The sequence below is a fragment of the Buchnera aphidicola (Hyalopterus amygdali) genome, assembly GCF_964059015.1.
In the GTDB taxonomy this organism is placed as follows: domain Bacteria; phylum Pseudomonadota; class Gammaproteobacteria; order Enterobacterales; family Enterobacteriaceae; genus Buchnera; species Buchnera aphidicola_BN.
The window spans coordinates 339,518-358,114 of record NZ_OZ060383.1; the positions used below are offsets into that span (position 1 = coordinate 339,518).

The window sequence follows — 18,597 nt, forward strand, 5'->3', positions numbered from 1 at the left end:
GAAAAAATTAACGAAATTTGCTAATATTTAGGAATTTTTGAAAATAAGAAGGAAAAGTTTTAGAAATACAGCTGGGATTAAGTATATTTACACTTATACCAGATAAACATATCAAAGAAAAACACATAGCCATACGATGATCATTATATGTATTAATTTCTGCAAATTGAAAAGAATTAGGAGGAGTAATTTCTAAAAAATCTCTTCCTTCTTTTACTATAGCTCCAATTTTTTTTAGTTCTTTAGTCATTGCTGATAATCGATCAGTCTCTTTAACACGCCAATTATATATATTTTTGATAATTGAAGTTCCGTTAGCAAAAAGCGATACTATAGCAACAGTCATTGCTGCATCCGGGATATGGTTCATATCTAATTCTATTTTTTCTAATTTATTACGTGTACAAGTAATAAAAGAATCGCCCCAATTAATAATTGCTCCCATTTTTTTAAGAACATCTGCGAATTTTATATCTCCCTGTATGCTTTTTTTACCTATCCCAATAACTTTCACTGAACCGCCTTTGATAGCAGCAGCTGCTAAAAAATAAGATGCTGAAGACGCATCTCCCTCTATTAAATAATTGCCTGGTGATGTATATGTTTGATTACCCTGTATATAAAAAACTTTATACGCATCATTTTTAATATTAACACCAAAAGATTTTATTAGATTTAATGTAATATCAATATAGGGTTTAGAAACTAAATTACCTTTAATAGTAATCTTACTATCCTTTAATGCTAATGGACAAATCATTAGCAATGATGTTAAAAACTGACTAGAAATACGGCCATCTACTACAATAGAACCACCTGTAAAACCACCTCTTGTTAAAATAGGAGGATATCCTATATTTTTTTTATATTCAATAATAGCCCCACCTTGTTTTAAAGCATCAACAAGATGTTTAATTGGTCTTTCATGCATTCTATTATCTCCACTTAATAAAATATTGTTTTTATTTAATGACAATGCTGCAAGAAGAGGACGCATAGCAGTTCCTGCATTTCCTAAAAACAATGAAATTGTGTCAGACAAAAAAAATGCTTTTCCAATACCATAAACATGACATGTTGTATTTTTTTTTGATAAAACAAACTTAACTCCAATTTTTTTTAAACTACTCAACATATACTCAACGTCTTGACTATCTAATAAGTTATTCAAACAAGTAATACCACTAGCCATAGCGGATAATAATAAAACTCTATTTGATATACTTTTTGAACCAGGTAAATGAACTTCTCCCTCTACATAGGATACTGGTTTTAATTTTAAACAATTTTGCATAATAAAAAAATACTCTATTAAAAATCAATTTTTATCCATATCTTTTTTCAAAATACAACATAAATTTTGATAAAGATTGGACACCTTCTAATGGCATTGCATTATAAACAGACGCACGCATCCCCCCGATTGCATAATGTCCTTTTAAAGCATGTAAACCAAATTTTTTAGCTTCTTCTAAAAAAAAATTATTTAACTTAGAATCATGTAAATGAAATACAATATTCATTCTAGATCTATTTTTTTTATCTATGTTGTTAATATAGAAATCACTATCATCTATTATTTGATACAATAAGTTTGATTTTTTTTCATTTAATTTTTCAATGTTTTTTATCCCACCTTTCTTTTTTAACCATTTAAAAACTAATCCAGATAAATACCAAGAAAATGTAGGCGGAGTATTAAACATAGAATTATGTTTTGACAATATATGATAATTAAAAACAGAAGGTAACATTTTACAAGCATATCCTATCAAATCTTTTCTAATAATAACAATTGTGATACCCGATGGACCAATATTTTTTTGAGCACCTGCATAAATTAAACCATAATTTTCAATATTAATTTTTCGGGATAAAATAAATGACGAAAAATCTCCAACTATTATTTTATCTTTAAATTTTGGTTCTTCATAAATTGATGTTCCATCTATAGTTTCATTAGGACAATAATGAATATATGCAGAAGTATCACTTATATTCCATTCAGAAGGTTTTAAAAGAAAAATTTTATCATATTGTACTTGTTTAATTAATATATTATTAGGAATACAGTATTTTTTAGCTTCTATTAGTGCGCAATTTGACCAATATCCGCTGTTAATGTAATCTGCATATTTACAATTTTTTAATAAGTTCATTGGTACAGCAGAAAATTGACCTCGAGCACCTCCTTGACAAAATAATATTTCATAAGAATCAGGTATACTTAATAAGTCTCGTAAGTCTTGTTCTGTTTCTAAACTAACTTGAATAAATTCCTTACTACGATGACTAATTTCCATAATAGAAGAACCTATTTGATTCCAATCACGTAATTCTTTTTCTGCTTGATGAAGTACCTCTTTGGGAAGCATAGCTGGTCCAGCGCTAAAATTATAAATTAAATTCATTATTTCACCGATAATTGTTTATATTTAATCAATTAATAAATTTAATACCTTTCATATATTTATCTTGTAAAATCTTAGGAACTTCTACCTGACCATTGCTTTTTTGGTAGTTTTCTAAAATAGCAGCTAAAGTCCTACCAATGGCTAATCCTGAACCATTTAAGGTATGAACAAAATTCTTATTTTTCTCTGATTTTCTTCGATAACGAGTTTTCATACGACGAGATTGAAAATCACTCATATTAGAACAAGAAGAAATTTCTCTATACCTTTTTTGAGAAGGAAACCATACTTCTAAATCATATGTCTTAGTTGCAGAAAAACTCATTTCGCCTCCACATAAAAGAACTTTTCTATATGGTAATTCTAAAAGTTGTAAAACTTTTTCTGCATGACCAGTTAATTCTTCCAACACATCCATAGAAAAATCAGGTTGAACGATTTGTACAAGCTCAACTTTATCAAATTGATGCAATCGAATTAATCCCTTACTATCTTGTCCATAAGAAAAAGATTCAGATCGAAAACAGGGAGTATGCGCAGTTAACATAATAGGTAATTTTTCTTCATCTAATATTTGATTACGAAATAAGTTTGTCAATGGAACTTCTGATGTTGGAATTAATGCATATTTTTTATTATCAGCATGTATATGAAATAATTCATCGCTGAACTTTGGTAGCTGACCTGTTCCATATAACGCATTATAATTAACTAAATAAGGAACATAGGTTTCTGTATACCCATGTTCTGAAGTATGTAAATCTAACATAAATTGACTTAGCGCACGATGCAAAAGAGCAAAATTTCCCTTTATAACAACAAACCCTGAACCTGATATATTTGCTGAAGATTTCCAGTCTAGTTGATTTAATTTTTTTCCTATTTTTACATGATCTTGTACTAAAAAATCATATTCTTTTTTTTCCCCCCAATATTTTATTATTTTATTTTCATTTGACGAATGCCCTTCTGGGACATCATTAGAAGGAATATTAGGTATAGATATAGAAAAATTATGAATTTTTTCTTGTAATAAAGTAAGTTTTATTTTTAATTCAGATAAAATTTTAGTTAATTCTGTAAGTTCTTTTTTTAAATTTTTATTTATTTTTTCAGAATTTCTTTCTGTTTGAAATAATTTTGATAATTTATTGTGATTATATTGTAAGTTTTCTGTTTTAATTTGTAAATTTTTACGTTTTTTTTCCATGTAGGAAATTAATGAAACATCGAGTTGAAAACCTTTTTTTAATAATTTTTCTGCTATTAAAGATAATTGATTACGTAATAAGTCGGGATTTAACATAGTTTTTTTAGGTCTTTTATTTTTATGGTTAAATTACTCTTAAAAATTATTTTTCAAAATAATTTTATTAATTTAAAGAAAAATAACACATTTACTCATAATAGTATTTAATATACTGTTAATTATATCAATAATTAATACATTAAAAATATAAAATAAAATTTATTATTTATTTTATTTAAATAAATTAATTTAAATTATCAATAACTTAATTCAGAAAAAATATTTATGTAAAAAAACTATATATCTTTAAAATTAACCTTATATTTTATACAAAATTATATTTTTAATAAAATATTTAAACAACATAATTTTTTAATTTATCTTAAGAGAAATATAAAATGGAATTCAATCACAAAAAAATAATTATTTTAGGTTCAGGACCTGCAGGATATACTGCCGCTATATATGCCGCACGTGCCAATTTAAAACCATTATTAATTACTGGAACAAATAAAGGCGGTCAATTAATGAATACAAATGATATTGAAAATTGGCCTGGTGACATTAAAAATATTACTGGATCTGAATTGATGGATCGTATGAATAAACATGCAATTAAATTTAAAACAGAGATTATTTGTGACAGCATTATTTCAGTTCAATTAAAAAAAAGGCCATTTTTTTTGTTAGGAGAAAATTATAAATATACATGTGATGCACTTATTATTGCTACAGGTGCTAATCCTCGTTATCTAGGATTAGCTTCAGAAGAAGAATTTAAAGGAAAGGGCGTATCAACTTGTGCAGTATGCGATGGTTTTTTTTATAAAAACAAAGAAGTCGCAGTAGTAGGTGGCGGAAATACAGCTATAGAAGAAACATTATTTTTATCAAATTTTGTAAAAAAAGTGCATCTTATTCATAGAAGAAGTATTTTTAAAGCTGAAAAAATTTTGATTGATAAATTATTAAAAATTGTAAAAACTAAAAAAGTGAATCTATATTTAAATTTTACTGTAAAAAATATTTTAGGCAATAAACAAGGTGTAACTCACTTATTGATTCAAAATAAAAATTTAAAAGAAAATAAAAAAATAAAAATTATGGTATCTGGAATATTTATTGCAATTGGATATGTTCCAAATACAAATATATTTATTAATCAATTAAAGATGAAAAATGGATATATTCAAGTTAAAAAAGGAAAACATGAAGGTTATACTCAAACAAACATAGAAGGCATATTTGCCGCAGGAGATGTAATGGATCATGTATATAGGCAAGCAATTACGTCTTCTGCTAGTGGATGTATGGCAGCTTTAGATAGCGAACGTTATCTTAATACATTATTACCATAAAATAATTTATAAAATTTATAAAAATATTACCGAATTAAAACATACTAGTCAAAACGACTAGTATAAGATATAATAAAAAGATATAAATAATTTTTAGTAATAATTAATTATAGAGAAAAAAATGGCTAAAGAAGATAACATTGAAATGCAGGGAATAGTTATTGATACATTACCGAATACAATGTTTCGTGTACAATTAGATAATCAACATATCATTACTGCACATATTTCAGGAAAAATGAGAAAAAATTACATACGAATCCTAACAGGAGATAAAGTTACCATTGAATTAACTCCATATGATTTAACAAAAGGCAGAATTATTTTTAGAAGTCGTTAAGTGCTATTAACTTCGAATGTAATTAAATATTAAATAATCTATTATATTTCTTAAAAAATAACTCCCAAGTAGTTTTCTTAAAATTTTTTTTGTTTTAAAGATTTTTAATTTTTTTACATAAAAAATTACCTTTAAAAAATATTTAAAAAATAAATCTTGTAGAGAATGTATGCGTACTAAATATTGTGGAAATATTAAGATAGTTGACTTAAATAAATCAATAGTTTTATGTGGATGGGTGCATAAAATAAGAAACTTTGGTCAATTTATTTTTATAGATATGCGAGATTGGACTGGCATTGTTCAACTAATTTTTGAAATAGAAAATAATGTAGCTTTTAAAAAAGCTTCTACCTTACGAAATGAATCATGCATTAAAATATCAGGCATTGTTAGAAAAAGAAAGAAAAAAAATAAAAATTTAAATACTGGAGATTTAGAAGTCTTAGTAAATAAAATAAATATTTTTAATATCTCAAAAAAATTGCCTTTAGATTATGCTAATAATAGCAACGATGATATAAAATTAAAATATCGCTATTTAGATCTTCGTCGTTCTAAAATATTACAAAATCTTAAAATTAGAAACAACATTACTTATCTAGTAAGAAATTTCATGACAAAAAGAAATTTTTTAGACATTGAAACACCTATTTTAACAAAATCTACACCAGAAGGTGCTAGAGATTATTTAGTTCCTAGTAGAAATTATCCAGGAAAGTTTTATGCATTACCTCAATCACCTCAATTATTTAAACAATTATTAATGATCTCAGGTGTCGATAAATATTATCAAATAGTTAAATGTTTCCGCGATGAGGACTTGCGATCAGATCGACAACCAGAATTCACCCAAATTGATATCGAAGCATCTTTTATAAATTCTAAAAAAATTCAAAAACTTATAGAACAATTAATTAGAAAAATTTGGATTAAAACTATTAATTGTCATTTAACTAAATTTCTTAAAATGTCTTTTCATGATTCTATGCAACGATATGGAACAGATAAACCTGATTTGCGGAATCCAATGCAAATTATTGATGTATCTGATATTTTTATTAAAGAAAAGTTCTTATCATTTTTTAAAATTAATAAAAATAAAAAAAATAAAATAGCATTATTATGTTTTTGTCAAGGTGATAAAATAAGTAGGAAAAAAATTGATGAATATTCTACATATGTTCAAAAATTTGGTCTAAAAAAAATATTTTACATAAAAATAATAAATTCTCAAAATGTATACGAAAATATACAAAGCTCAATAAAAAATATTTTAGATAATAAAATATTAAATATTATTTTAAAAAGAACAGGAGCAAAACAAGGAGATATTTTATTTCTAGCGGCTGATGAAGAAATAACTGTTAATAAATCTCTTGGAATGTTGCGCACTAAATTAGGAAGTGATTTTACATTTTTTGAAAAAAATACTTGGAAACCAGTCTGGATTGTAGATTTTCCTATGTTTAAAAAAGATTCTTCTGGTAAATTTTCTTCTAATCATCATCCATTTACTGCTTTTAAAACAACCGATAAAAAGAAAATTGAAGAAAAATTAGATGATGCTATTTCTGATAGTTATGATTTAGTTATTAATGGTTATGAAATTGGTGGTGGTTCAGTACGTATCCATAATGCCGAAACACAGAAAAAAATTTTTAATATTATCGGAATAAAAAAAGATATGCAAAGAGAAAAATTTGGATTTTTAACAGACGCATTACAATATGGTGCGCCTCCTCATGCAGGAATAGCTTTAGGGTTAGATCGAATAGTAATGCTTTTAACAAAAACTACTAATATTAAAGATGTAATTGCTTTTCCAAAAACAACTTCAGCAAGTTGTCTAATGACTAATTCGCCTAGTAAATTAAAAAAAATAATTTTAAAAGAATTAGGATTAAATTTATTTAAAAAATAAAAAAATACAATAAAAATATTAATTTTTCAAAATTAATTTTTTAATATTAATTATTAAGTATAGAAAACAAGCAAATAAAACAATAGATGGACTCGTAGGGGTATTATAAAAAAAGGAAAAAAAAATTCCACCTGTAACCGAAAAAATACTAATTAATATTGAAAAAATAATCATTTTTTCTGGAGAATCTGAAAAAACTTGTGCTGTGGCAGGAGGAATAACTAATAATGAATTAATTAATAACGCCCCAACGCATTTAATTGCAATAGAAATAACCAAGGAAGTCATTAACATTAAAGTTAATCGTACGAAAAAAATATTAATACCTTCTATTTGCGCTAATTCTTCATTAATCGTTGCCGACAAAATAGAATTCCATCGAAAAACTAAAATCATTAAAACAAAAAAACTACCTAAAGCAATAGTAAATAAATCAGATTTTGTAATAGTTAACAAATCACCAAATAAATAATTATTAAAATGTATTTGTCTAGCCGTAGAAATAAAACTCATACAAATTATACCTAAAGATAAAGAAGTATAGGATATTATGCTGAGTATTGTTTCAGAAGAAATTGATAATGATTTTTCTAACCATGCTAAAACTATTGCAAGAAATATCATAAATAGTAATACTGCATAAAAAGAATCAATTTTAAAAAAAACAGATATAACTAAACCAAGTATAGAAGAATGAGATAAAGTGTTACCAAAAGATGAAATACGACGCCAAATAATGAATGCACCTAGAGGCGCTGTTGAAAAAGATAATAATATACCAGCTAGCCATCCTGGATAAATTAATTCAAACATAAAAAAAATACTCTATGGTTTTAAAATTAATGTATATGATCATGATTATGTTGATAAATTGCTAATTCTCTTATTCGTTTTAAACCAAATATAGAAATAAATTCTGAACTTTTAAAAACTTTTCTAGGCGTTCCAGAACAACAAATATGTGTATTTAAACAAATAACATAATCTGTCTTGGCCATAACAAAATTTAAATCATGCGAAACTATAAAAATAGAACATTGAATTTCAGATCGAATTTGATTAATTAATTCATATAAATCGATTTGACCTATTATATCAACTCCTTTCAATGGTTCATCTAAAATAAGTAAATTAGGATTATTTAATAATGCTTTAGCTAAAAGAACACGTTGTATTTCTCCTCCAGATAATTTTTGTAATGGAAAATGTCGTAGTGATGCTGCATTTACACGTTGTAATACTTTTAATATATTCACATTTTTTTTTCTTTTTGATAATTGCATAAATCTTTCTACAGTAATAGGTAATAAATTATTAAAACATGTTTTTTGAGGAACATAACCAATTGATATACCAGGAAATCTAATAACACTTCCTAAATTAGGTTGAATTAATCCTAACATAACACGAATTAAAGTAGATTTTCCAGCTCCATTTGGCCCTATTAGAGTCACGATACGATTAGGAATTAGAGAAAATGATATATCAGAAAGAATATAACGATTAGAAAATCGAACAAAAATATTTTTTAAAGTAACAAATTCTATCATAATTAGATCAATTTTATGTAAAAATATCTATCGGATCAACTATTATAAAATATTTTTTTTCAGATGAACATATATATATTATATCAAAAAATAAAAAGAAATCTTTTTTCTATACTAAAAATGATATTATTAATTTTAATATCAAATAATACTTATAGTAATATATTCACTTTTTTAAAAATTCTAGGTTTTATAAAATTAATCATTATAAAAAGAATACATTCAAGTAAAAATAATTTTGTTAAATATAAAAAAGATATTAGTTATATATCATATAAAATAAATTTATAGCTATCAGGTAAAATTATTATTAATAGAAGCAGTACAAATAAATGAGATTTTGATTAAACTAACTGCTTCAAAAAAAATTATTATATATAAATATATAAAATATTTTACTCCTAAAATGCATATAAATATTTTAAAGATTTTTATAAATTACAAAATTAGAAAATTTTAAAAAATATTTTAGTATAAAAAAGGGGACTCTATGTTTGTATAATATTACAAATTATCTATTAAAAAATAAGATGAGCATGCTTTTATAAAAAGCAGCTATATACATTTTCTCTTAAAATGGTTTGGTCGATATATTAACTGCTTTAAAAATATTTTATAATTTTAATAAATAAAATTTCGTTATTTGATTTTACTGGATTTATTTAAAATTTATACTATAAAAAATAGTATTTTTAATTAATTTAAAAATTAAATTAATAAATTACTTTTAAAATTCTACTGGTGTTAGTTTTCCCCTTTTCCCCCATAATATCACCTTGAGTAACAATAACTAATTCATCTTTAAATAAAAAACCTTTTTTACATAAAAGTATTATAGCCTCATTCGCAGCTTTAACACCATCATTGCGACTATTAAAGAAAATAGGAATTACGCCTCTATAAAGAGCAGTTAAATTTAAAGTTTTTTTATGTTTTGATAGAGCAAATATAGGTAATCCAGAAGTAATCCTCGATGTCATTAATGCTGTTTTTCCAGATTCTGTCATAGTGATAATCGCTGTAATACCCTTTAAATGATTAGCGGCATACATTGATGACATAGCAATTGCTTCTTCAATATTTTGAAATTCTAAATTAAGACGATGTCTAGAAATATTAATACTAGGAACCTTTTCTGCACCCTCACATACCTTAGCCATGCTCATAATAGTTTCAGATGGATACTTTCCAGATGCAGTTTCAGCAGATAACATAACTGCATCGCTGCCGTCTAAAACAGCATTTGCCACATCCATAACCTCAGCACGAGTTGGCAAAGGATTCAAAATCATAGATTCCATCATTTGTGTTGCTGTAATTGCTACTTTGTTTAGTTTTCTAGCTGTTCTAATTAATTTTTTTTGAATACCGACTAATTCAGCATCACCAACTTCAACACCTAAATCGCCTCGAGCAATCATAATTGCATCAGAACAAGATACTATATCTTCAATAGATTTTTGATCAATGACTGCTTCGGCTCTTTCTATTTTAGCTACAATTTTAGCATTGCTACCTGCATTTCTCAATAATTTTCGCGCTTCTATTAAATCATTTCCACATCGAGGAAACGATATAGCTAAATAGTCTACATCAATTTCAGCTGCAAGAATAATATCTTTTCTATCTTTTTCTGTTAATGCATTTGCAGATAAACCACCACCTAATTTATTAATACCTTTATTATTTGAAAGTATTCCTCCTATAATAACTTTTGTAAATATTTCAAATTTATTAACTTCCGTTACTTTTAATTGTATTCGTCCATCGTCTAACAATAGAATATCATTTACATTTAAATCATTTGGTAATTTTTTATAATCGATACCAACTTTTTTGTTATTTCCATCTTTTTCATTTAAATTAGCATCTAATATAAAAATATCATTGACTTTTAATAAAGTGCTATTTTTTTTAAATTTCGAAATCCTAATTTTTGGTCCTTGCAAATCACCTAAAAGAGCAATATGAAAATTTAATTTAGACATTATTTCTTTCGCATTTTTTGCTCTTATTTTATGTTCATCAGATGAACCATGCGAAAAATTTAAACGAAGAACATTTGCACCAGATTTAATAATCTTTTCAAGATTACCATCTTTATCTGTAGAAGGTCCTAATGTTGCTACAATTTTAGTTCTTCTCAAACGGTGTAACATACAAACCTCTTAATTTTTATTGTTTTTTTATTTTAAGTATATTTTTTAGTATAAAAAAGTATGCGAAATTTTCATTTATATTTGTTTGCTTATTTAGTAAAATTAAAAAATGCTTTTATTAAAAATAAATATTTTAACACTAATTATACTAAAAAAATTTTTAAATAAAAAATATTTTTATATATCAAGATATAGTATACATATTGCATATGTATTTTTAATTTAAAGAGAAAATTATGATTACAGACAACAATCAAGCTTGCGATTTAGTTATTTTTGGAACAAAAGGAGATTTGGCAAAAAGAAAGTTACTACCAGCTTTGTACAAATTAGAAAAATATCAAAAAATACACCCAAATACACGTATAATTGGAGCAGGTCGTGCAGATTGGAATACAGAAGAGTATATAAAAATAACAAAAAAAGCAATAAAACTTTTTTTAAATGAAAAATTTGATGAAAATATTTGGAAAAAATTAAGTTTACGTTTAATTTTTGTTAATATTGATGTATTTAAAGATTGTTATTTTTTAAACTTAAAAAAAATTTTAGATCAAAAAAAAAATATAATCATTTATTATTGTGCAGTCCCACCAAATACATTTAATGCGATTTTTAAAGGATTGGGAAAAGTTAATTTAAATACTTTGTCATCTAGAATAATAATAGAAAAACCATTGGGAATATGTTTAGAAACATCAAAAAAAATTAATAATCAAATATCGAAATATTTTTCAGAATCACAAATTTTTAGAATTGATCACTATCTTGGAAAAGAAGCAATATTAAATCTGCTTGCTTTAAGATTTGCAAATTCGTTATTTTTTCATAATTGGAATCAAAAAATTATTGATCATATTCAAATTACAGTATCTGAATCAGTAGGTATTGAAAATAGATGGAATTATTTTGATCAAATGGGACAAACAAGAGATATGATACAAAATCATCTTTTACAAATTCTCACTATTATTGCAATGGACCAACCAAAAAGTATTACAACTGAAGATATTAGATATGAAAAAATTAAAATACTTCAATCGCTTAAAAAAATTGACATAAATAAAATTAGTAATACAATTGCGCGAGGTCAATATATATCGGGGATTATAAACGGGAAAAAAGTACCTGCTTATAGAGAAGAATATGGTGCAAATAAAAATAGCCAAACAGAAACATTTATTTCTATGAAAGTTCAAATTAATAATGATAGATGGTGCTGTGTTCCATTCTATTTAAGAACAGGAAAACGTTTAGAAAAAAAATATTCTGAAATAGTTATTGTTTTTAAAAAAATAGAAAAAAGTTTATTTGAAGAATTTAATAATAATTTATCACCAAATAAATTAATTATACGTCTAGAACCTAATCCAAATATTAAGTTTGAATTTATTAATAAAGTACCAGGACTTAATAAAGAATACAAATTAGAATCTAATAAAATGGAATATAGTTACTTTGATTTAAAAAACAATTATCTAATTGATGCCTATGAGAGACTCTTATTTGAAAGTATGAGAGGAATACAATCTTTATTTGTTTCTCGATATGAAGTAGAAGAAGCATGGAAATGGATTGATCCAATTATATATGCTTATCAAAAAACTAATATAAATACTTTACAGTTTTATAATGCTGGAACATGGGGGCCAAAAAATTCAGATATGATCATTATGCAAGATAATCGATCTTGGGAAAAATTTAATTAAAAGTAATATTAAATAATCTATCGATCTTGACTTAATTAAGAAAATTATGTTAGCTTAAAAAATTACTTTTTACTATTAATACGTAAATATAAATCTTTAAAAAAATTTTTATAATATATATATTACATTTATTTAAGTGTATTGTATTAACTACTAATTTTTTAAATACTATTTTTTTTAAAAAGGAAGATAATATCTTATGATACGTATTATTCTTTTTTTATTAACTAATTTAGCCGTCATGTTAATGTTCAGTCTAATTCTAGCTCTTACCGGAATTCAGTCTGAAAGTATTTATGGTTGCTTAATTATGTCTAGTTTATTCGGTTTTAGTGGTTCTATATTATCTTTACTGATGTCCAAATGGATTGCACTACGTTCTGTAAATGGTAGAATTGTTAAATCTCCATCTAATGATATAGAAAATTGGTTGGTTAATACTGTACATCAACAATCAATAAAAATAGGGATTTCAACGCCTCAAATTGCAATATATCAAGCGGACGACATTAATGCATTTGCAACAGGACCACGTCGTAATTCAGCTTTAATAGCAGTTTCGACGGCGTTATTAGAAAATATGACACGGCATGAAGCAGAAGCAGTTATTGCTCATGAAATAAGTCATATTTCAAATGGTGATATGATTACTATGACTTTGATCCAGGGTGTCGTAAACACCTTTGTTATTTTTATATCTCGCATTTTGTCAGAAGCATTAACTAATTTACTTTCAAATAACCGAAACGACAGCAATGAAGATGGAAAAGATTCATTTTTGTTCTTTTTAATTTCTACTTTCTTAGAACTAATTTTTGGTATACTTGCAAGTATTATTACAATGTGGTTTTCTAGATATAGAGAGTTTTATGCTGATGCAAGTTCAGCAAAATTAGTTGGTCGAGACAAAATGATTTCTGCCTTGAATCGATTAAAATCTAGTCATGAACCTCAAGAATCAAATAGTATAATTGCATTTTGTATTAATGGAAAATATAATTCATTTATTAAATTGTTTGCTTCTCATCCATCTTTAGAAAAAAGAATAGAAGCGCTAAATGAAAAAAAATACATGTAGTATATAAAATATCAATATATCTCTCTTAGTAGAAAAAATTTCTATTAAGAGATAAATTTTAAAAAAATATTAATAATTTATTTTCAGAAAAAAATTAATTATTAAAAACATATAAATTATTTATAAAAAAGATTATCTTTTTATAATTTTTAAAAAAATACCAAAAATAAAATTTTTAATAAAAAATAAAAATCGAAAAACTTTATTTAAAGTTAAAAAATAATTTCTATCTTCATATAAAAAAAGTCTCTCAAAAATCGATTTAATCAAATATGATCTATATTTTATCTTAACTATTTTATAATTTTATTGATATAATAATATATTATATGAATTTATATTCATATTATATCTTAGATATATTAAATATTGCTCTGTCCTATTTTTTATGGAGTTTTCTGATGGAGTTTTTTTTAGACCCGTCAATCTGGGCCGGCTTGTTAACATTAGTTATTTTAGAAGTAGTATTAGGAATTGATAATCTAATATTTGTGGCAATTTTATCAGAAAAACTACCTCCTAATCAAAGAGATAAAGCACGTTTAATTGGTTTAGGATTAGCTTTGATTATGCGATTAGCATTATTATCATTGATATCCTGGGTCGTAACACTGACTTCTCCTATTATTAGTAATAAATTCTTTTCTTTATCAATACGTGATTTAATATTACTTATTGGTGGTTTATTTCTTCTTTTTAAAGCTACTATTGAATTACACGAACGATTAGAAAATGAAGATCATGATAATACAGAGAATAAAAATTATGCTAGTTTTTGGGCTGTAGTAATTCAAATAGTTATTTTAGATGCAGTTTTTTCTTTAGATGCAATCATTACAGCTGTTGGAATGGTTAATCAATTATTAATTATGATGATAGCAGTAATATTAGCTACAATATTAATGTTATTAGCATCAAAAGCATTAACAAAATTTATTAACATTCATCAAACAGTAGTTGTGCTATGTCTTAGTTTTTTATTAATGATTGGATTTAGTTTAGTTGCAGAAGCATTAAGATTTTATATCCCGAAGGGATACCTATATGCAGCAATAGGATTTTCAATTTTAATTGAAATTTTCAATCAAATCGCTCGTCATAACTTTATGAAAAACCAATCTAGAAAACCTATGCGACAAAGAGCGGCTGAAGCTATATTACGTTTAATGATAAGAGAGAAAAATAAAAATACAAAAATAAAAAGAAAACAAGTTAACAATACAAAAGAAATAGCAATTTCATCTTCTCTAGAAACAGAGAGTTTTAAAGAAGAAGAAAAATATATGATCAATGGAGTTCTTACCTTAGCTGGTCGATCTATTAAAAGCATTATGACTCCTCGAAGTAATATATCTTGGGTAAATACAGAAAAAAATATTAATGAAATTCGCTTGCAATTATTAGACACACCTCATAGTTTATTCCCTGTATGTAAAGGTGAATTAGATGAAATAATAGGAATTGTTAGAGCTAAAGAATTATTAGTTGCTATTGAAAAAAAAATAGATGTTTATCAGTTTTCTTCTAAAATACCACCTATTATTATACCAGATACTCTTGATCCTATAAACTTACTTGGAGTCTTACGTCGTGCTCAAGGTAGCTTTGTAATCGTAAGTAATGAGTTTGGTGTTGTTCAAGGTCTAATTACACCATTAGATGTTTTAGAAGCTATAGCAGGAGAATTTCCAGATGCAGATGAAACTCCAGATATTATACAAGAAAAAAATAGCTGGTTAGTTAAGGGAGAAACAGATTTACATTCTTTACAACAACTCCTAAATACAAAGGAATTAGTTAAAAAAGAAGATTGTGCTTCCTTAGGAGGTCTATTAATTTCTCAAAAAGGTCAACTACCTTCGCAAGGCGATATAATTTATATTAATAATTTTTCTTTTCATATTGTAAAAGCTACAAAATATCGTATTGATTTAGTTAGAATTATTAAGAACCAAGATATAAATAAAACATATTCTACATAATTTTTTATTTAAATAAAACTTCATTTTATTCCATCAATTTTGAGAAAAGAATGTCTGACACAATTTTAGCAATTGATACTTCAATGGATTATTGTTCAGTTGCTGTATATAAAAAAAAAAAATATATTCAATATCAGAAAAATGTAAAAAAGAACATACTAAAAAAATTTTACCTATGATTAAGCAAATACTAAAAAATGCTGACATCACCTTACGAGAATTAAATTATGTAGCTTGTTCAAAAGGACCAGGTAGATTTACTGGCATACGTATTGCTATAGGTATTGCGCAGAGTTTTTCTTTAAGTTTAAAAATACCTATATTAGACATTTCAACTTTATCTATAATAGCTGAAAAAGCATGGAGAAAATATAAAATAAAAAAAATACTAATAGCCATTAGTGCTAAATTAGGACAAGTATATTGGGGTGAGTATATTAGGCATGATATATCATTATGGATAGGAGAAAAAACAGAATCTTTAATCCATATTAATACAATAGAAAAAAAAATGAAAAATTTTAAAGAAAAATGGACTTTAGTTGGAGATGGATGGGAAAAAATTAAATTTAATAATTTTTCAATATCAAAAAAAAGTAAAATTTTATATCCTAATGCACAAGATATAATCCCATTGGCTTTATTCAAAATTAAAAAGAAAGAATTTTTGCATTTTACTGAAGTCAGTAATAATTATTTAGATACATTATTTTAAAAAAATATTTTAAAATTAAAAAGATCAATACTGAAATATTAAATATACTTCAGTATTGATTATACTGAATTATTGTTTTATATATTGTAATATATAGGTTTAACTTGATTAATATTTATCTTTTTTTAATTCAGATAATAAATCTAATCAGGTAAAATAACATTTAATTCTAATATAGAAATATCTTCTTTTTTTTGTTCTAATTGTATTGTTACCATATGAGGATCTATATTTACATATTTAGAAATTACAAATAGTATTTCACGTTTTAGTTGCGGAAAATACTCAGGTTCATTCTTAAATTTTCTTTGTTCTGCAACAATTATCTGTAATCTTTCTTTCGCAACATGTGCTGTATTTTTGTTCCGGGATAAAAAAAAATCTAATAATGCCATACTTATCTCCCGAATAAACGTCGTAAAAAACTTTTTTTTTCTTCTTCAATAAAACGAAATTTATGATTTTCACCTAATAATCGATTCACCGTATCAAAATAAGCAATACCTGCATGAGAAGTTTTATCTAAAATAATTGATTCACCTTGATTAGACGCCCGCAAAACAGACCCATCTTCTGGAATAACACCAATAATAGGTATGCGGAGTATTTCTAAAACATCCTGCATACTTAACATTTCTCCTCTTTTAACACGTGTCGGATTATAACGCGTTAATAGAAGATATTCTTTAATAGGAGTCATATTTTTTTCAGATCTTCTTGATTTAGATGATATTATTCCTAGTATTCTATCAGAATCCCGAACTGATGATACTTCTGGATTAGTAGTAACAATTGCTTCGTCTGCAAAATATATTGATAAAATAGCACCAGTTTCAATACCTGCAGGTGAATCACAAATAATAAAATCAAAATTCATTTTTATCAATTGATTTAAGACTTTTTCTACTCCTGAATAAGTCAAAGATTCCTTATCTCGAGTTTGAGATGCAGGCAAAATAAATAAATTATTGGTTTTTTTATCTTTAATTAACGCTTGATTAAGATTAGCATCGCCCTGAATTACATTAATAAAATCATATACTACTCTACGTTCACATCCCATAATTAGATCTAAATTTCTTAATCCTATATCAAAATCTATAACAATTGTTCTTTTTCCCTTTTGTGCTAAACCAGTTGCAATAGCAGCACTTGACGTCGTTTTACCAACACCTCCCTTCCCTGAAGTAACTACAATAATCCGTGTCATATAAAAATTTCCTAAAAAAACAATTAACAAAGAGAATTAATAGTTAAAAATTTATTTTTTAAGTAAATTTGAGCTGATTTTCCAACAAAATGTGATGGTATTTGATCTGATAACCAATACCTTCCGGATACTGATACCAATTCTGCAAACAATGTTGTACAAAATATTTTACTTGTAATATCGCCATTAGCACCAGCAAGAACTCTACCACGAACAGATCCATATACATGGATATTACCGTCTGCCACTAATTCAGCTCCAGCACTTACATTATTTATTATCACCAAATCAGAATTTTTTGCATAGACTTTTTGTCCTGATCGTACTGGTGTATTGATAATATGAGTTTTTTTTATTTTTTTTATACGTGTTCGTTGATCATTTTTTCTTTTTTTTAAAATATAATCATTTGAAAAAGAACTGAAATCTTTATTTTTACTGCTTTTTTTTCCTTCTGATAAAATAGGTAATCCAGATTCAATAATAATTTTTTTAAAATAACTATCTTTGCATCCACTAATACCTACAATATAAAAACCATGCGAAATAATAATTTCCTGTATTTTTCTCCAATTTATTTCATTTTTTAAGTTTGATACATTAACAATAATGGGTGCATTTTTAAAAAATTTTGGACATTCTTGAATCTTTTTATATAACAATTTATTAATTAAATCTAAATTATTACTATTTAGATACAAAACTAGTAATGTGAAATTACTACCTTTTAGTTCAATAGGAATTTTTTGCATATATATTGCTCAATGATATTTACTTATATGCATATAAAATATAAATTATATTTTTATAAAAAATTAAAAAAATAATGAATAAAATTATAATATAAAAATTCTATGATAACAATTTCTATTTTTCATTAATATTATTCGTTTTCTTCGGAATATTTTA

Annotated in this window: 17 protein-coding genes; 8 read left to right on the plus strand and 9 right to left on the minus strand. The window is 25.2% G+C overall.

Annotation, left to right across the window (positions count from 1 at the left end; translation table 11 throughout):
- Nucleotides 1-7: 7 nt before the first annotated feature.
- From aroA to serS, 3 genes are read right to left on the minus strand one after another with little or no spacing between them, the layout of a single operon-like run.
- Nucleotides 8-1,294 (minus strand): 3-phosphoshikimate 1-carboxyvinyltransferase, encoded by a 1,287-nt coding sequence (gene aroA, locus AB4W74_RS01580; protein ID WP_367681723.1) that lies wholly within the window; start codon nucleotides 1,292-1,294, stop codon nucleotides 8-10.
- A gap of 31 nt (nucleotides 1,295-1,325) precedes the next feature.
- On the minus strand, nucleotides 1,326-2,411 hold the full coding sequence (gene serC / locus AB4W74_RS01585; protein WP_367681724.1) for a phosphoserine transaminase: 1,086 nt from the start codon (nucleotides 2,409-2,411) through the stop codon (nucleotides 1,326-1,328).
- Nucleotides 2,412-2,439: 28 nt separating this feature from the next.
- Entirely contained in the window at nucleotides 2,440-3,720 is a 1,281-nt protein-coding gene (gene serS, locus AB4W74_RS01590; protein ID WP_367681725.1) for a serine--tRNA ligase, read from the minus strand.
- Between the two features lie 341 nt (nucleotides 3,721-4,061).
- On the opposite strand from serS, the gene trxB reads away from it, so the two are divergent.
- The 3 genes from trxB to aspS all read left to right on the plus strand — a co-directional run bounded on the left by trxB (nucleotide 4,062) and on the right by aspS (nucleotide 7,285).
- Nucleotides 4,062-5,021 carry a thioredoxin-disulfide reductase gene (gene trxB / locus AB4W74_RS01595; protein WP_367681726.1) on the plus strand — a complete coding sequence of 320 codons (960 nt, stop codon included), beginning with the start codon at nucleotides 4,062-4,064 and terminating at the stop codon, nucleotides 5,019-5,021.
- A 121-nt stretch (nucleotides 5,022-5,142) separates the two neighbouring features.
- Nucleotides 5,143-5,361: a translation initiation factor IF-1 gene (infA, locus tag AB4W74_RS01600; protein ID WP_367681727.1), complete on the plus strand. Its 219-nt coding sequence runs from the start codon at nucleotides 5,143-5,145 to the stop codon at nucleotides 5,359-5,361.
- Between the two features lie 169 nt (nucleotides 5,362-5,530).
- Nucleotides 5,531-7,285, plus strand: coding sequence for an aspartate--tRNA ligase (gene aspS / locus AB4W74_RS01605; RefSeq protein WP_367681728.1), 1,755 nt, complete (start codon nucleotides 5,531-5,533; stop codon nucleotides 7,283-7,285).
- A gap of 18 nt (nucleotides 7,286-7,303) precedes the next feature.
- On the opposite strand, the gene AB4W74_RS01610 is transcribed toward aspS, so the two are convergent.
- The 3 genes from AB4W74_RS01610 to pyk form a co-directional block, all read right to left on the minus strand.
- A complete protein-coding gene (locus tag AB4W74_RS01610; protein WP_367681729.1) occupies nucleotides 7,304-8,098 on the minus strand; it encodes a metal ABC transporter permease in 795 nt (264 codons plus the stop codon).
- A gap of 26 nt (nucleotides 8,099-8,124) precedes the next feature.
- Nucleotides 8,125-8,835 (minus strand): zinc ABC transporter ATP-binding protein ZnuC, encoded by a 711-nt coding sequence (gene znuC / locus AB4W74_RS01615; RefSeq protein WP_367681730.1) that lies wholly within the window; start codon nucleotides 8,833-8,835, stop codon nucleotides 8,125-8,127.
- A gap of 713 nt (nucleotides 8,836-9,548) precedes the next feature.
- Nucleotides 9,549-10,994 (minus strand): pyruvate kinase, encoded by a 1,446-nt coding sequence (gene pyk / locus AB4W74_RS01620; RefSeq protein WP_367681731.1) that lies wholly within the window; start codon nucleotides 10,992-10,994, stop codon nucleotides 9,549-9,551.
- A 236-nt stretch (nucleotides 10,995-11,230) separates the two neighbouring features.
- Here pyk and zwf point away from each other — a divergent pair, with 236 nt between their 5' ends.
- From zwf to tsaB, 5 genes are all read left to right on the plus strand, one after another.
- A complete protein-coding gene (zwf, locus tag AB4W74_RS01625) occupies nucleotides 11,231-12,703 on the plus strand; it encodes a glucose-6-phosphate dehydrogenase (RefSeq protein ID WP_367681732.1) in 1,473 nt (490 codons plus the stop codon).
- Nucleotides 12,704-12,902: 199 nt separating this feature from the next.
- A complete protein-coding gene (gene htpX, locus AB4W74_RS01630) occupies nucleotides 12,903-13,781 on the plus strand; it encodes a protease HtpX (protein WP_367681733.1) in 879 nt (292 codons plus the stop codon).
- Nucleotides 13,782-14,182: 401 nt separating this feature from the next.
- Nucleotides 14,183-15,763 carry a TerC family protein gene (locus AB4W74_RS01635; protein ID WP_367681734.1) on the plus strand — a complete coding sequence of 527 codons (1,581 nt, stop codon included), beginning with the start codon at nucleotides 14,183-14,185 and terminating at the stop codon, nucleotides 15,761-15,763.
- Nucleotides 15,764-15,813: 50 nt separating this feature from the next.
- Nucleotides 15,814-15,942 (plus strand): hypothetical protein, encoded by a 129-nt coding sequence (locus tag AB4W74_RS01640; RefSeq protein WP_367681735.1) that lies wholly within the window; start codon nucleotides 15,814-15,816, stop codon nucleotides 15,940-15,942.
- Nucleotides 15,939-16,478, plus strand: coding sequence for a tRNA (adenosine(37)-N6)-threonylcarbamoyltransferase complex dimerization subunit type 1 TsaB (gene tsaB / locus AB4W74_RS01645; RefSeq protein WP_367681736.1), 540 nt, complete (start codon nucleotides 15,939-15,941; stop codon nucleotides 16,476-16,478). The genes AB4W74_RS01640 and tsaB overlap by 4 nt, the downstream gene beginning before the upstream one ends.
- 143 nt (nucleotides 16,479-16,621) lie before the next feature.
- On the opposite strand, the gene minE is transcribed toward tsaB, so the two are convergent.
- From minE to minC, 3 genes are read right to left on the minus strand one after another with little or no spacing between them, the layout of a single operon-like run.
- Entirely contained in the window at nucleotides 16,622-16,873 is a 252-nt protein-coding gene (gene minE / locus AB4W74_RS01650; RefSeq protein WP_367681737.1) for a cell division topological specificity factor MinE, read from the minus strand.
- A 2-nt stretch (nucleotides 16,874-16,875) separates the two neighbouring features.
- Nucleotides 16,876-17,688: a septum site-determining protein MinD gene (gene minD, locus AB4W74_RS01655; protein ID WP_367681738.1), complete on the minus strand. Its 813-nt coding sequence runs from the start codon at nucleotides 17,686-17,688 to the stop codon at nucleotides 16,876-16,878.
- A 23-nt stretch (nucleotides 17,689-17,711) separates the two neighbouring features.
- Nucleotides 17,712-18,440: a septum site-determining protein MinC gene (gene minC, locus AB4W74_RS01660; RefSeq protein WP_367681739.1), complete on the minus strand. Its 729-nt coding sequence runs from the start codon at nucleotides 18,438-18,440 to the stop codon at nucleotides 17,712-17,714.
- Between the last annotated feature and the right edge of the window lie 157 nt (nucleotides 18,441-18,597).

Coding starts and splice junctions, on each gene's coding strand:
- aspS (WP_367681728.1), top strand. CDS start 5,531: ATGCGTACTAAATATTGTGGAAATATTAAGATAGTTGACTTAAATAAA.
- serS (WP_367681725.1), bottom strand. CDS start 3,720: ATGTTAAATCCCGACTTATTACGTAATCAATTATCTTTAATAGCAGAA.
- AB4W74_RS01640 (WP_367681735.1), top strand. CDS start 15,814: ATGTCTGACACAATTTTAGCAATTGATACTTCAATGGATTATTGTTCA.
- minE (WP_367681737.1), bottom strand. CDS start 16,873: ATGGCATTATTAGATTTTTTTTTATCCCGGAACAAAAATACAGCACAT.
- minD (WP_367681738.1), bottom strand. CDS start 17,688: ATGACACGGATTATTGTAGTTACTTCAGGGAAGGGAGGTGTTGGTAAA.
- trxB (WP_367681726.1), top strand. CDS start 4,062: ATGGAATTCAATCACAAAAAAATAATTATTTTAGGTTCAGGACCTGCA.
- pyk (WP_367681731.1), bottom strand. CDS start 10,994: ATGTTACACCGTTTGAGAAGAACTAAAATTGTAGCAACATTAGGACCT.
- AB4W74_RS01635 (WP_367681734.1), top strand. CDS start 14,183: ATGGAGTTTTTTTTAGACCCGTCAATCTGGGCCGGCTTGTTAACATTA.
- AB4W74_RS01610 (WP_367681729.1), bottom strand. CDS start 8,098: ATGTTTGAATTAATTTATCCAGGATGGCTAGCTGGTATATTATTATCT.
- infA (WP_367681727.1), top strand. CDS start 5,143: ATGGCTAAAGAAGATAACATTGAAATGCAGGGAATAGTTATTGATACA.
- htpX (WP_367681733.1), top strand. CDS start 12,903: ATGATACGTATTATTCTTTTTTTATTAACTAATTTAGCCGTCATGTTA.
- aroA (WP_367681723.1), bottom strand. CDS start 1,294: ATGCAAAATTGTTTAAAATTAAAACCAGTATCCTATGTAGAGGGAGAA.
- minC (WP_367681739.1), bottom strand. CDS start 18,440: ATGCAAAAAATTCCTATTGAACTAAAAGGTAGTAATTTCACATTACTA.
- serC (WP_367681724.1), bottom strand. CDS start 2,411: ATGAATTTAATTTATAATTTTAGCGCTGGACCAGCTATGCTTCCCAAA.
- tsaB (WP_367681736.1), top strand. CDS start 15,939: ATGATTAAGCAAATACTAAAAAATGCTGACATCACCTTACGAGAATTA.
- znuC (WP_367681730.1), bottom strand. CDS start 8,835: ATGATAGAATTTGTTACTTTAAAAAATATTTTTGTTCGATTTTCTAAT.
- zwf (WP_367681732.1), top strand. CDS start 11,231: ATGATTACAGACAACAATCAAGCTTGCGATTTAGTTATTTTTGGAACA.